The following is a 13463-nucleotide window of genomic DNA, read 5'->3' as shown; positions in this document are numbered from 1 at the left end:
GAAGTGTCCAGCGCCGACGCAGTGAGGTCACCGATGATGGGCACATGCCCGCTACCCAAACCGAGGCGCGACTGCTCGTCGTCGAGGACGACCCGAACATCCTCGAACTGCTCTCCGCAAGCCTGCGCTTCGCGGGGTTCGACGTGGCCACCGCGACCAGCGGCAGCGCGGCCCTGAATGCCGCCAAGGATCACCGGCCCGACCTGGTGGTGCTCGACGTGATGCTGCCGGACCTGGACGGCTTCGAGGTCATCCGGATGCTCCGCGAGGGCGGTACGCGTACCCCGGTGGTCTTCCTGACCGCCCGGGACGCCACCGACGACAAGATCCGTGGGCTGACCCTGGGTGGCGACGACTACGTGACCAAGCCGTTCAGCCTGGAGGAGTTGACGGCCCGGATCCGGGCCGTGCTGCGCCGCACCACCACCGGGGAGCAGGCCCCGTCCCGGCTCACCTTCGCCGACCTGGAGTTGGACGAGGAGACCCACGAGGTGCACCGGGCCGGGCAGCGGGTGCAGCTCTCGCCGACCGAGTTCAAGCTGCTGCGCTACCTGATGCTCAACGCCAACCGGGTGCTGTCCAAGGCGCAGATCCTGGACCACGTCTGGAACTACGACTTCCGCGGCGACGACAACATCGTCGAGTCCTACATCTCCTACCTGCGGCGCAAGGTCGACACCACCCAGCCCCGGTTGATCCACACCCTCCGCGGCGTCGGGTACGTGCTGCGCAAGCCAGCGGCGTGAACGCGGTCCAGCAGGCGAAGGGACGGCTGCGGGGCGTACCACTGCGGTTCAAGCTGGTCACCTCGGTGCTGGCGCTCGTCGCTGTCGCACTGCTGGTGATCAGCTCGCTGACCGCCTACTTCCTCCGCAACTACCTGGTGGGCCAGGTGGACGGGCAGATCAGGTCGACCGCCCAGGGTCTCGGTCAGCTGCTCCCAAAGCTGCGCAGCGGTGAGATCAACGCCATGTTGCCCAGCGACTACGTCGTGACCCTGGCCGACGACCAGCGGGTTTACCGGGCGATCTACGACGACATCAGTCTCGACCCCGAGCAGTTGCCCACCTTTCCCACCAGTCGTGCGGGCTTCGCGGACCTGGAGGGGGAGCCGCGGACCGTCGTGTCCCACGACGGCCAGACCCGGTGGCGGGTGTACTACGCCGCCCAGCGCGACGGCTCGGTGCTGGCGGTGGGCCAGCCGCTGACCGAGGTGGACCGGGCGGTGCAGCAGCTCGTCTGGATCGACCTCCTGGTCGGCGGTGCGGTGCTGATCATGCTGGCCTCGATCGGCGCGGCCATCGTGCGGACCAGCCTCAAACCGCTGGTGGAGATCGAACGGACCGCCGCGGCCATCGCCGGCGGTGACCTGACCCGCCGGGTGCCCGACCCGGAGGAGGGACAGGAGTACCCCACGTCCGAACTGGGCCGGCTCTCCCGTGCGCTGAACGCGATGCTCGCCCAGATCGAGGCGGCGTTCACCGCCCGGGCCGCCTCGGAGACCGCCGCCCGCTCAGCCGAGAGCACCGCGCGGGACGCGGCCGCTGCCGCGCAGGCGTCCGAGGCGCGGGCCCGGCGCTCGGAGGGGCGGATGCGGCAGTTCGTCGCGGACGCCTCGCACGAACTGCGTACCCCACTGACCACCATCCGCGGCTTCGCCGAGCTGTACCGGCAGGGCGCAGCCCGGGCACCGGAGCAGACCGCCGGCCTGCTGCGCCGGATCGAGGACGAGGCGGCCCGGATGGGGCTGCTGGTGGAGGACCTGCTGTTGCTCGCCCGACTGGACCGGGAACGGCCGCTCTCGCTCGCCCCGGTGGAGCTGCCGGTGCTCGCCTCCGACGCGGTGCACGCCGCTCGGGCGATCGCGCCGGACCGGCGGATCGAGCTGGAGATCGAGCCCGGCTCGGGCCCCCTCGTCGTCTTCGCCGACGACGCGCGGCTGCGTCAGGTGATCGGCAACCTGGTCACCAACGCGCTGACCCACACCCCGCCGGATGCCGAGATCAAGCTGCGGCTGCGCGCCGAGCCGGGGAACCTCGCGGTGGTGGAGGTGGCCGACACCGGTCCGGGCCTCTCCCCGGAGCAGACGGAACGGGTGTTCGAGCGGTTCTACCGGGCCGACGCGGCGCGCACCAGGCGGGCCGACGGCAACACCGGCACCGGCCTCGGCCTGGCCATCGTGGCGGCGCTGGTCGCCGCCCACCACGGCTCGGTGGAGGTGACCGAGACCCCCGGCGGCGGGGCCACGTTCCGGGTCCGGCTGCCTCAGGCGCCTCAGGTCGACGAGACGGGCGAGTGACTTTCAGCCAACTTCCAGGACGGATCCAGCTTGATCGCAGTGGCCGGGGAGAAGGTAGTGGCATGACCGAGTTCGAGTCCGACCCGCAGCGCCGGCCGGCCGCAACCGACGCCGAGCCGTCGCACCCCACCGCCGAGCTGCCGCGCGACGAGCGCGCGCAGTCCGACTCCCCGACCACCCCTGTTCCGGTCGTGTCGACCACCGAGGACGCGGCGACCACAGCCGTCACCCCGACCGTGCCCGCCGCCTCCGCCGGCCAGCCGGCCAGCGCGCCGCCGGCCGTTGGGCAGCCGACCGGGTACGAGCCCTCGGCCGCCACCCCCTCCGCGCCGCCGTACCCGGTCTCCGGGCACCCGGCGCCCGGCCAGCACGGCTACCCGCAGCCGACCGCCGGCCGGTACCCCGGCTCTCCCTGGTACCCGGGCCAGCACCAGTCCGGCTGGGCCGGCGGGGGCCAGCCGGGCGCGGCGTACCAGCAGCACCAGCACCAGCACCCGGGGCAGCCGGTGCCGCCCTGGGGTCCGCAGGCCACGCCGCCCGGCACCGGGCCCCGGCCGGGCCGGATCGCCAAGTTCGCCGGCGCCGGTGTCGCGGTGTTCGCCCTGATGCTCGGCTCCGGTGTGGCGGGCGGGTCGCTCGCGCTCGCTCTCGACGACGACGGTGGCGGTGTCACCCGCACCTACTCCGCGGCCCCGGTGCTCAACAGCGCCGACCTGCCGAAGATCGCCGCCGCCGTGCAGGACAGCGTCGTCTCCATCGCCACCGACAGTGGCGAGGGCTCCGGCGTGGTGCTCAGCGCCGACGGCTACGTGCTCAGCAACAACCACGTGGTCGCCTCCGCCAGCGGGGACACCGTGCAGGTGGTCTTCGCCGACGGCAAGACCGCCGAAGCGAAGATCATCGGTACCGACCCGAAGACCGACCTGGCCGTGGTGAAGGCCAACGGGGTCTCCGATCTCAAGCCGGCCACCTTCGGTGACAGCGACGGCATGCAGGTCGGCGACCAGGTGCTCGCCCTGGGCAGCCCGCTCGGCCTGCAGGGCTCGGTGACCGCGGGCATCCTCAGCGCCCGGGACCGCACCATCAGGGCTGGCGAGGGTCAGCAGCAGGACCCGAGCCAGCAGGGTCAGGCGGTCAGCTCGATCTCCGGCCTGCTCCAGACCGACGCCCCGATCAACCCGGGTAACTCCGGTGGCGCCCTGGTCAACACCCGGGGCGAGGTGATCGGCGTCAACACCGCCATCGCCACCTCCGGGCAGAGCACCGGCAACATCGGCGTCGGGTTCGCCATCCCCAGCAACAAGGCCAAGGACGTCGCGGGCAAGCTCCAGCGCGGCGAGAAGGTCAGCCACCCGTCGCTCGGGGTCGGCGTCAACCAGGCCGAGGGCGGCGGCGCCCTGGTCGCGTCGATCACCGCGGGCAGCCCCGCCGAGAAGGCCGGCTTCCAGCGGGGTGACGTGATCACCCGGTTCGGCGACAAGGCGATCAACGACTCCGACGACCTGGTCGGCGCGGTGCAGGCCGGCAAGGTCGGCGACCGGGTCGAGGTGCAGTTCAAGCGGAACGGCGCCGAGAAGTCGGCAACCGTGACGCTCGCCGAAACGTCCTAACCGATATCTGAACCTGCCTCCTCCCTCCGGCGGCCGGTGGCGGGGCCAAGGGGGTTGGCTCCGTCACCCGCCGCTCTTTTCCGCCCTGACGGCGGTTCACCCGGATCGGGTGAACCGCCGTCACCCGTGCGCCCGGCACGTTCGGAAGGCGAGCCCGCGACCGTACGGGGGGTGGATGCCATGAGCACGGCGACGGATGTCCGCGACGACCAGCGGATCCAGCGCGACGTCCTGGCCGAGCTGGCCTGGGACGCGCAGCTGCAACCGAACGAGATCGGCGTGACCGTCGACCAGGGGGTGGTCACCCTGACCGGATTCGTCGACGGCGCCGCCCGCAGTTGGGCGGCGACCCGCTGCGCGCAGCGCGTCCGTGGGGTGCGGGCGGTAGCCGACGAGATCGAGGTGCGGCTGCCGGGCACACCGGGGCGTACCGACGCCGAGATCGCCATCGCCGCCAGTCGGGCGCTGGAGTGGGACAGCTTCGTGCCGGCCGAGCGCCTGGACGTGACAGTCGCGAACGGCTGGCTGATGCTCCGCGGCGAGGTCGAGTTCGGCTGGCAGCGCCGCGCTGCCGAGGGGGAGCTGCGCCGGCTGGACGGCGTACGCGGGATCACCAACCTGGTCGAGGTGCGACCGTCGGCGCCGCCGGCCGCCGAGCGGCTCCGGCGCGACGTACAGCGCGCGCTGCTGCGTACGCTCGGCGCCGACCGGGTGACCGTCGAGGTGGACGGCGACACGCTGGTCCTGGCCGGGGTGGTCCACTCGTGGTGGGAACGCGACCAGGTCGAGCGGGTGGCCTGGTCCGCGCCGGGGGTGCGGGTGGTCCACGACCAGCTCCTGGTCGGCGGTTGAGCGTCCGTCTTTGTCCGGTTTACCGGAGACGCCGTGGGGAAACCGCCGCAGACCATGCCGGCGGCGACGCTCGACCGGGGATCAACGGGGAGGACTCGTGGTTGTGAACCACCCGCCCGCCGACCGCCCTCCGGAGCGGTCGTTGCGCATCGCGATGGTGGTCCCGCCGTGGCTGTCCGTACCGCCGCCTGGCTACGGCGGCCTGGAACAGGTGGTCGCCGGCCTGGTGGACGCGCTGACCGGGCACGGCCACGCGGTAACCCTGTTCGGTGCCGGCGTCGAGCACGGCACCGCCGCTGGCGGCTTCGTCTCCACCGTTCCCGAGGTCCAGTACGAGCGGCTCGGCGAGTCACTGCCGGAGCTGGCCCACCTGGCCCGGGTGAACCAGATGATCACAGCGGCGGACTTCGACGTGATCCACGACCACACCACGATCGGCCCGCTGGTGGCCGGCCGCCGGGCCGTGCCGACGGTGGCGACCGTGCACGGCAACCCGGTGGGGGAGTACGGCGACGTGCTCGGCGAAGTCGACCAGGGGGTCGGGCTGGTGGCCATCTCGCACGCCCAGCGCCGGCTCAACCCGCTCCTGCCCTGGGTCGGTACGGTGCACAACGCGTTGGACATCCGGGGCTTTCCACGCAAGACCGCACCCGGTCCCGGGCCGGTGCTGTGGTTGGCCCGGTTCAGCCCGGACAAGGGCCCGGACTTCGCCATCCGGGCGTGCCGAGCGGCCGGGGTGCCGCTGCTGCTGGCGGGCAAGTGCAATGAGCCGGCCGAGCGCCGCTACTACGAGCAGGTGGTCGAGCCGCTGATCGGCGACGACGTCAGGGTCGTGTTCAACGCCGGCCGCGCGGAGACCCTGCGGATGCTGGTCGACGCCCGATGCCTGATCATGCCGATCCAGTGGGACGAGCCGTTCGGCATGGTGATGTTGGAGGCGATGGCGACCGGCACACCGGTGGTCGCACTCGACCGGGGCGCGGTGCCGGAGCTGGTCCTTCCCGGGGTGACCGGGCTGGTGTGCGAGCGGCCGGAGGACCTGCCCGAGGCCCTGCGGGCGGCGAAGCAACTGGACCCGGAGGACTGCGTGGCGCACGTCGCGGAGAACTTCTCGACCGAGCGCCTGGCGTCCGGCTACGAGGAGGTCTACCGACGGGTCGTCGCCGGCCGGCACGACGTCCGCGAGTCGGCCGGAGTCGCGGTCCGCTGATCCGCCCGCCCTGCCGTTGTGGACGCGGTCAGACCCGGGCCGCACCCAGCTCGGCGATGGCGGCGTCCAGCCGCTCCGCGTACGCCGGGCTGATGCCGCCCTCGCCCAGCCGGACGGCGACCTTCTCGCGCAGCCGGGCCACCGGCGGAGCCAGCTCGTCCCGGCCGGAGCCGACGGCCGCGGTCAGGTTGCGCAGCTCGTTGCGCAGGTCGAGACCGACGTCGGGGCGGATCTCCCCGGCGTCCAACCCGGCGCCGATCAGCCCGTTGAGCCGGTTGGCGGCCTCCACCAGCGTGCCCGGCTCCGAGGTGGGCGAGCCGGTGCTCGACCGCGCCGACGGTGACGCGGCCGGGCCGGACGGCTCGCTGATCGACGGATCGTTCGACGCGGACGCCGACGGACCAGCCGAGGGCTGCGTCCGTGGCGCTGGCTGCCGATCGTCGGGCAGCAGGGCCGCGACGGCCAGCGCCACACCGACCGCCAGCATGGCCGGAACCAGCAGCAGGGCCGGTTGGCGACGCGACCGGCCCGGCCCACCGTCGGCCGGTCCCGCCTCCGGTGCGGCCGGTTCCGCCGCCGCCCCGCCGGTTTCGGTCGCCACGGTGTCCGGCACCGAGGGGGCCGGGGGCGGGGTCAGCGTGGGCACCCGGATGGTGGCCGTCGGCGGGTCGGCCGGCAGCAGCTGGTCGCGCAGCGCGGTGGAGACCTGCCGGGCGGTCGGCCGGTCGGCCGGATCCCGGGCCAGGCTGCGCAGGCAGATCCGGGCCACGACCGGCGGCAGCTCCGGCACCTCGGCCAGCGTCGGCGGCGGGCCGCCCGCCAGCGCTGCGCTGAGCTGCTCCCAGGTGTCCGCCGGGTACGGGACCCGGCCGGTGAGCGCCTCGTGCAGCAGCACGCCGAGCGAGTACACGTCGGTGGCCGGCTGGGCGGGCGCGCCGTCGAGCCGTTCCGGTGCCACGTATGCCGGAGTCCCGAAGGTGCCGCCGTCCTCGTCCTCGTCCGGTGCCCCGATCCGGGTGGCGATGCCGAAGTCGAGCACCTTGACGCCCACGTCGGTCATCATCACGTTGGCCGGGGTGATGTCGCGGTGCACGATGCCGAGCCGGTGCGCGGCGGCCAGCGCGTCCGCGATCTGCGCGCCGACCTGGACCGCCTCGGCCCACGGCAGCGGCCCCTCGGTGAGCCGCAGCTTCAACTCCTCGCCGCTGAGCAGCTCCATCACGACGAACGAGGTGATGGAACCGTCCGGGTCGACCGTCTCGCCGTAGTCGTGCACCGAGGTCACGTGCGGGTGGACCAACTGGGCGGCGGCCCGGGCCTCCTCGCGCACCATGCCCCGGAACCGGGCGTCGGCGGCCAGCGACGGGGCGAGCACCTTGAGCGCGACGACCCGGTCCAGCACCTCGTCCCGGGCGCGCCAGATGACCGACATGCCGCCGGCGCCGACCTGGTCGATGAGCCGGTACCTGCGGGCCAGCAACCGGCCCGGATGCAGTGCTGCCTTCACGGATCGCACCTGCCTCGGGTGGGAGCGGTATCAGGTTGCGCGAATGTGTCCGGCCTGTCAACGCCGTCGTCGATGAGTGGCCCTGTCGTGCGCCGCCCCCTCCCGCGACGGCGGCCGACCGGTCGGCGGCGGGCCCGTGCCAGGATGAGTGGTATGGCGGGGGGACCGGTGGCGTTCGTACTCGGCGGCGGGGGAGTGCTCGGCGCGGTCGAGGTGGGCATGTTGCGTGCCCTGTTCCGGGCCGGCATCCAACCCGACCTGGTGCTCGGCACCTCGATCGGCGCGGTCAACGGCGCGCTGGTCGCCGCCGACCCGTCGGAGGCGGTGACCGACCGGCTGGTCCGGCTCTGGGCCTCGCCGGAGGCCAGCGAGGTGTACGGCGACTCGGTCGCCCGGCAGGTGCGCCGCTTCGCCGCCCGGACCCACCTGCACTCGCCCCGACCGCTGCGCCGCCTACTCGAATCCGAGCTGGGGGTGGACACCACCTTCGCCGACCTGCGGGTGCCGTTCCGTTGCTGCGCCGCGCACATCGAGCGGGCCGCCGAGCACTGGTTCGACAGCGGTCCGGTGGTGCCGGCGGTGCTGGCGTCGGCCTCGGTGCCCGGCCTGCTTCCGCCCACCGAGATCGACGGAGCGCACTATGTGGACGGTGGCATCGTCAACTCCATCCCGATCGGCGAGGCGGTGGCCGTCGGGGCCCGCCAGATCTTCGTCCTCCAGGTGGGCCGGATCGAACGGGAGCTGACACCGCCCCGGCGTCCGTGGGAGATCGCGCAGGTCGCGTTCGAGATCTCCCGCCGGCACCGGTTCTTCCGCGAGATGGCCGCGCTGCCCGAGGGGGTGGAGGTGCACGTCCTGCCGACCGGGGGGCTGAACCCGCGCGACGACACCCCGTGGGCGTACCGGGACACGGCGGCGGTGGGGCGGCGGATCAGCCGGGCGTACACCGCCTCCCGGCACTACCTGGCCACCCACGTGGTGCGGTGATGCCGTTGCCCCCCAGGTGGCTGCGCCGGCTGCTGTTCGCCCCTGCCGTGGTGCTGCTCGCGGTCGCCGTGGTGACCACGCTGCCGGTCTGGGCGCTGGTCGCCGCGGCCGCCTCCCCCCTGGTCCGGGGCCGGTTGCGCCCGCTGCGACTGCTCTGGATCGGCTGCGTGTACCTGGTGTGGGACGCCGCCGCGCTGCTCGCGCTCTTCGTGCTCTGGGTCGTCTCCGGCTTTGGCTGGCGGACCCGGTCGCCGGCCTTCCAGCGCGCGCACTACGTGCTGGCGGGCTGGTTCCTGCGGGTGCTGTTCTGGCAGGCCCACTGGACGCTGCGGTTGCGCATCGACGTGGTGGGCACCGACCCCGACACCGCCCTGCCCGGCCGGCCTGAGCTGGTGCTCTGCCGGCACGCCGGGCCGGGCGACTCGTTCATCCTGATCCATGGGCTGGTCAACTGGTTCAACCGGGAGCCGCGGATCGTGCTCAAGGACAGCCTCCAGTGGGACCCGGCGATCGACGTGCTGCTCAACCGGCTGCCCAACCGGTTCATCGCGCCGACGCCGGAGCGCGGCGAGGAGACGGTACGCCAGGTCGGGCACCTGGCCACCGGCCTGGACGACAACGACGCCTTCGTGATCTTCCCGGAGGGCGGCAACTTCACCCCCAAGCGCCGGCTGCGTGCCATCGCCCGGCTGCGCTCCCTCGGCCTGGAGCGAATGGCCCTGCGCGCGGAACGGATGCGGCACGTGCTCGCCCCGCAGCCCGGTGGGGTGCTCGCCGCGCTGGACGCCGCCCCGGACGCCGGGGTCATCTTCGTCGCCCACACCGGGCTGGACCGGATGGTCACCGTCGCCGACGTGTGGCGCGAACTGCCGATGGACAAGCGGATCGTGATGCGGTTCTGGTCGGTGCCGCCGGAGGACGTGCCGACCGGTCGGCAGGAACGCATCGACTGGCTTTATGACTGGTGGGCGCGGATCGACACCTGGATCGCGGCCAATCGGGAGGTCGCCGCGTAGGGTGCGGACGTGGACCAGATCTGCGTGGTGACGACGGTGGTGGATGCGCGTTCGGTCGCCGACGTGCTGGCGGCCGCGGCCGTCGCCGGTCGGCTCGCCGCCTGCGCCCAGGTCGGCGGTCAGGTGGACAGCACCTACTGGTGGCGGTCCGGGGTGGAGACCAGCACCGAGTGGTCGGTGCAGTTCAAGACCGCGCCGGACCGGCTCACCGCGCTGGTGGACCAGGTCCGGGCCAGCCACCCGTACGAGGTGCCGGAGATTCTGGTGTCCAGGGTGGAGAGCGGCGACCCCGGCTACGCCACCTGGGTACACGAGCACACGCGCCCCTGAGTACGCGCACTCTGGGAGGGCACCCCGGCCGGTCTCGATGATGACCGGGTGGATGACACCGGCTATCCCTGCCCCGCCTGCGGCGCCCCGGCCGACCTGAGTACCGGGTGCGCCGGCTGCCGTCGTCCGCCCGACCCCGTCGCCGCCGAGGTGGTCCGGCTGGGCCGGGAGGTCGCCCAGCTCGCGCCGGAGGTGGAGCGGGCCCGCCGGACGTACGTCGAGCTGGCCGGGCGGCTGGCGGCCAGTACGCAGCGGCGGGCCGAGTTGGCCGCGCGCGTTCGCGCCGGGCTGGCCGCTTCCGTCGCCGTGCGCCCGACGCCGTTCACCGGCCCGACGCCGTTCCAGGGGCCGGGGACGCCCGCCGGGCCGGGGGTTCCGGCGCCGGTCGGTACGGGATCCGCGGCACCCGGCGCGGCGGAGACCTCGACGCGGACGGTCCAGGGCCTGCTCTTCGTCCTCGGTGGACTTCTTCTGGGTACCGCGGCCGTGGTCTTCACGGCGGTGGCCTGGGCGGCGGTGGGGGTCGGTGGACGGGCCCTGATCCTGGCGGCGGTCACCGCGCTCGTCCTGGCCGCCCCGCTGCTGGCGGTTCGTCGGGGGCTGCACGGCACGGCGGAGACGTTCGCCGCGGTGGGGCTGCTGCTGGTGGTGCTGGACGGCTACGCGGCCTGGTCGGTGGACCTGGCCGGTGTGGCCGGCTGGCCGGGCAGCAGGTACGCCGCGCTGGTCGGGGGGGCCAGCGCGGCGGTCGCCGTGGCGTACGCCCGGTGGAGCCGGTTGACCGGGCCCTGGTTCGCCGCGTTGCTGGCCGCCCAGCCGGTGCTGCCGCTGCTCGCCGTCGAGGCTAGGCCGGGGGCGGGCGGTTGGGCGCTGGTCCTGCTCGGGGTGGCGCTGCTCGACCTGGCCGTGCTGGCCGCGCTGCGCGATCGGGGGCGGCCGGCCCAGCTCGCCGGCCGTGTGCTCGCCGGGATCGGGCACGTCGCCGCGCTGGTCGGTGCCGCCGGCTGCGCCCTGGTGCCGCTGCTGCTCGGCCGGGCGGCGGGTGCACCGCTGTTGGCCGGGGTTCCGCTGTTGCTGGTCGCGCTGACCGGGTTCGGTGCGGCACGGTTGGTCGGCGGACGGGCGCTGCGGGTGGTGGCGGCCGGGCTGCTGGTGCCGGTGCTCGCCGCCGCGCTGCTGCGCCCGGTGGCCGAGCTGCGGCCGTCACTGCTGCTGCTCGCGGCGGCCACGGTGGCCCTCGGGCTGGCCGGTGCCGTACGGCTGCTGCCCGCCGGCTGGCGGACCGGCCCGCGCGTCGGGGCGCTGCTGGTCTCGGCGGGCACGGTGCAGACCGCGGTGCTGATCACCGGCGGGCTGGCGGTCGCCGCCGGTGCCCGATCGCTGCCGCCGTGGACTGGTGCCGAGACGGGTCCGGACCTGGATTGGGGCTGGCAGGTGGCACCCGCTCTGGCGGTGGCGCTCGCCGCGATGGCCCTCCTGCTGCCCCGGGGCGCGAGGGTGCCGCTCGCCACGGCCGGCGCGGCGGCCGTGCTGCTCGCCGTGCCCGTCGGCTGGGCGGCGGCCTGGCCGGTCGTGGTGGCCGTGGACCTGGTCGGCGGGGTCATGCTGCTGCTCGCCGTGCTGGCCCGTCCGGCGGCCCGACCGGCCACGCTGCTCACCGGGGCGCTTGGCGGCGCCGTCCTGCTGGGGCACGGGCTGCTGGTGGCCCTGGCCGCCCCGGCCGCTGCCCTCGTGGCGCTCGGGACGATCACCGTGCTCGGGTTGGCACTGGCCGTGCGCCGGGCCGCCGGGCCGTACCGGTGGGTGGCCGGTCCGGGTCTGTTGGTCGCGCAGCTCGCGCTGCCGGCGGTCGCCGCGCTGGCGCTGTTCGCCGCGGGTGCACCGCCCTGGTGGCAGGCCCGGGCCGCGCTGGCCGCCGCCGGGCTGCCGCTGGTCGCGGTGCTCGCGGCGCGTCGCCACCGGGTCGAGCTGACCGGGTACGCGGTGACCGGTGCCGCGGTCGCGGTGACTGCCGCCGGGCTCGCGCCGCTGGTCGTGGCGGGGGATGAGCGGCTCGGGCTGTACGCCGCGCTGGCGGCGCTGGGCGTCGTGTTCGTCGCCCGGCGGGACCTGCCGACAGCCGGCGATCAACCTGATGAGTCGCGGGTGCCGGTGGTCGGGGGGCCGCCGGTGGTCGGGGGGTCGTCGGCGGTTGGGGGGTCGCCGGCGATCAGCCGGTCGGGTCCACTGGTGGTGGCGGGCGCCGGGCTGGCGGCGGTCGCGGTGCTGGCCGCACTGCCGGCATTGCTGAGTGCGCTCGCCGCTCCGTACGGCAGCCGGGGGCCGATCTGGTCCGGGGTGCCCACGGTCGTCGCCGACCCGGCGGCGCTCCCCGCCGGGCTGGCGCTGGTCGCGTTGACGGTGGCCGCCGCGCTGATCGGCCGGGGGGTCCGACCAACGCTGCTGCCCGCGCTGCCGTTCGCCGCGGGTGCGCTGCCGGTGCTCCTCGTCGCGGTCGGCGCGCCCTGGCCGGTGCTGCCGGGAGCTGTCCTGCTCGCCGGGTTGGCCGCGCTGCTGCTCGCCGCCCTGGCGGTGCCTCGCCCGGCGCTCGCGCCGATGGCGGTGCCGGTGGGGGCGGTGCTGGCCGCCGCCGGTGTGGTGGGGCTGTTGGCCACCCGGGCGGGCACGCTCGCCGCCGAGGGCATGCTGCTGGTGGCGGCGGTGGCCGTCGCCGTCGGGGCGCGGATCGTCGAGGTGCGCGTCACGGGTTGTCTCGCGGCGGTGGGCGCGGCCTCCGCGCTGGCGGTGACCGTGCCGCTCGCTGGCGGGCTGCCGCTGCGGGCGGCGGCGTACCCGCTGCTGGGGGTGGCCGCGCTGGTCCTGGCGGTCGCCGCCGCGATCAGTCCGCCGGTCGCTGCGGCGGGAGCGCCCACCGACACGTCCGGGGCGGGTGCTTCGGCCGACTGGAGTATGGCGGGGCGGGCCCGGGTCGGGCGGGTGCTGGACGGTGCCGCGCAGGCGGTGGCGCTGGTGGCGGCACTGCTCGCGGTCGAGGTGGCGCGGCACCTCGCGACCGTCTGCGTGCTCTGGGGGGTCGCAGTGGCGCTGCGGCTGCTGCGCCGGGGCGAGCCGGCCGGCCGGCGGTGGGCATTCGCCGGCATCGCCGGTGGCAGCGAACTGCTCGGGGCGTGGGTGCTGTTGGCCGCGGGCGGGGTGACCGTGCTGGAGGCGTACACCCTGCCGGCTGCGGCCCTCGCACTCGGCGCGGGCCTGCTGGCGCTGCGCACCCGACCCGGGCTGACCAGTTGGTCGGCGCTCGGCCCGGGGCTGGTCGCGGCGCTGCTGCCGAGCCTGGTGTCGGTGCTGGCCGGTGCGGACCCGCAGCCGTGGCGGCGGCTGCTGCTCGGCGTGGCGGCGCTGGGCGTGGTGCTGGCCGGCGCCACCCGCTGCTGGCAGGCCCCGGTGCTGCTCGGCGGTGGGGTGCTGGCGGTGCTGGCGCTACACGAACTGGCCCGCGGCTGGGACCTGCTGCCGCGGTGGATCTACCTGGGTGCCGGCGGTCTGGCGCTGATCGGACTCGCCGCCAGCTACGAGCGGCGGCGCCGCGACCTGGCCCGGATACGGGCCGTGGTGGCCCGGCTGGGCTGAGCCGAATCCCCGGGGGTAGGGCTCG

At 74.8% G+C, this 13463-nt stretch carries 10 protein-coding genes; 9 read left to right on the top strand and 1 reads right to left on the bottom strand.

Going from position 1 to position 13463, the window contains the following annotated elements:
* The first annotated feature begins 44 nt into the window (after positions 1–44).
* The 5 genes from OG470_RS01445 to OG470_RS01425 all read left to right on the top strand — a co-directional run bounded on the left by OG470_RS01445 (position 45) and on the right by OG470_RS01425 (position 5971).
* The gene (locus OG470_RS01445) at positions 45–746 is read left to right on the top strand and encodes a response regulator transcription factor (RefSeq protein ID WP_030336721.1); all 702 of its coding nucleotides are present in this window, start codon (positions 45–47) and stop codon (positions 744–746) included.
* Positions 743–2299 carry a sensor histidine kinase gene (locus OG470_RS01440; protein ID WP_328419966.1) on the top strand — a complete coding sequence of 519 codons (1557 nt, stop codon included), beginning with the start codon at positions 743–745 and terminating at the stop codon, positions 2297–2299. The genes OG470_RS01445 and OG470_RS01440 overlap by 4 nt, the downstream gene beginning before the upstream one ends.
* 62 nt (positions 2300–2361) lie before the next feature.
* Positions 2362–3909, top strand: a complete 1548-nt coding sequence (locus OG470_RS01435; RefSeq protein WP_328419964.1) for a S1C family serine protease — start codon at positions 2362–2364, stop codon at positions 3907–3909.
* A 180-nt stretch (positions 3910–4089) separates the two neighbouring features.
* A complete protein-coding gene (locus OG470_RS01430; protein WP_328419962.1) occupies positions 4090–4761 on the top strand; it encodes a BON domain-containing protein in 672 nt (223 codons plus the stop codon).
* 154 nt (positions 4762–4915) lie between these two features.
* Entirely contained in the window at positions 4916–5971 is a 1056-nt protein-coding gene (locus OG470_RS01425; RefSeq protein WP_328426077.1) for a glycosyltransferase family 4 protein, read from the top strand.
* 28 nt (positions 5972–5999) lie between these two features.
* Here OG470_RS01425 and OG470_RS01420 read toward each other — a convergent pair whose 3' ends face one another.
* On the bottom strand, positions 6000–7478 hold the full coding sequence (locus OG470_RS01420; RefSeq protein WP_328419960.1) for a protein kinase domain-containing protein: 1479 nt from the start codon (positions 7476–7478) through the stop codon (positions 6000–6002).
* A gap of 153 nt (positions 7479–7631) precedes the next feature.
* Here OG470_RS01420 and OG470_RS01415 point away from each other — a divergent pair, with 153 nt between their 5' ends.
* The 4 genes from OG470_RS01415 to OG470_RS01400 are packed head-to-tail and all read left to right on the top strand — an operon-like array spanning position 7632 to position 13438.
* A complete protein-coding gene (locus OG470_RS01415) occupies positions 7632–8465 on the top strand; it encodes a patatin-like phospholipase family protein (RefSeq protein WP_328419958.1) in 834 nt (277 codons plus the stop codon).
* Positions 8465–9481, top strand: coding sequence for a 1-acyl-sn-glycerol-3-phosphate acyltransferase (locus OG470_RS01410; RefSeq protein ID WP_328419956.1), 1017 nt, complete (start codon positions 8465–8467; stop codon positions 9479–9481). The genes OG470_RS01415 and OG470_RS01410 overlap by 1 nt, the downstream gene beginning before the upstream one ends.
* Before the next feature lie 9 nt (positions 9482–9490).
* Positions 9491–9811, top strand: coding sequence for a divalent-cation tolerance protein CutA (gene cutA / locus OG470_RS01405; RefSeq protein ID WP_328419954.1), 321 nt, complete (start codon positions 9491–9493; stop codon positions 9809–9811).
* 48 nt (positions 9812–9859) lie between these two features.
* The gene (locus OG470_RS01400) at positions 9860–13438 is read left to right on the top strand and encodes an SCO7613 C-terminal domain-containing membrane protein (protein WP_328419952.1); all 3579 of its coding nucleotides are present in this window, start codon (positions 9860–9862) and stop codon (positions 13436–13438) included.
* Positions 13439–13463 lie beyond the last annotated feature (25 nt).

It is taken from the genome of Micromonospora sp. NBC_00389, from assembly GCF_036059255.1.
Classification (GTDB): Bacteria; Actinomycetota; Actinomycetes; order Mycobacteriales; family Micromonosporaceae; genus Micromonospora.
The sequence above is the reverse complement of the archived record's forward strand: the minus strand, read 5'-3'. Positions and strand labels throughout refer to the sequence as shown.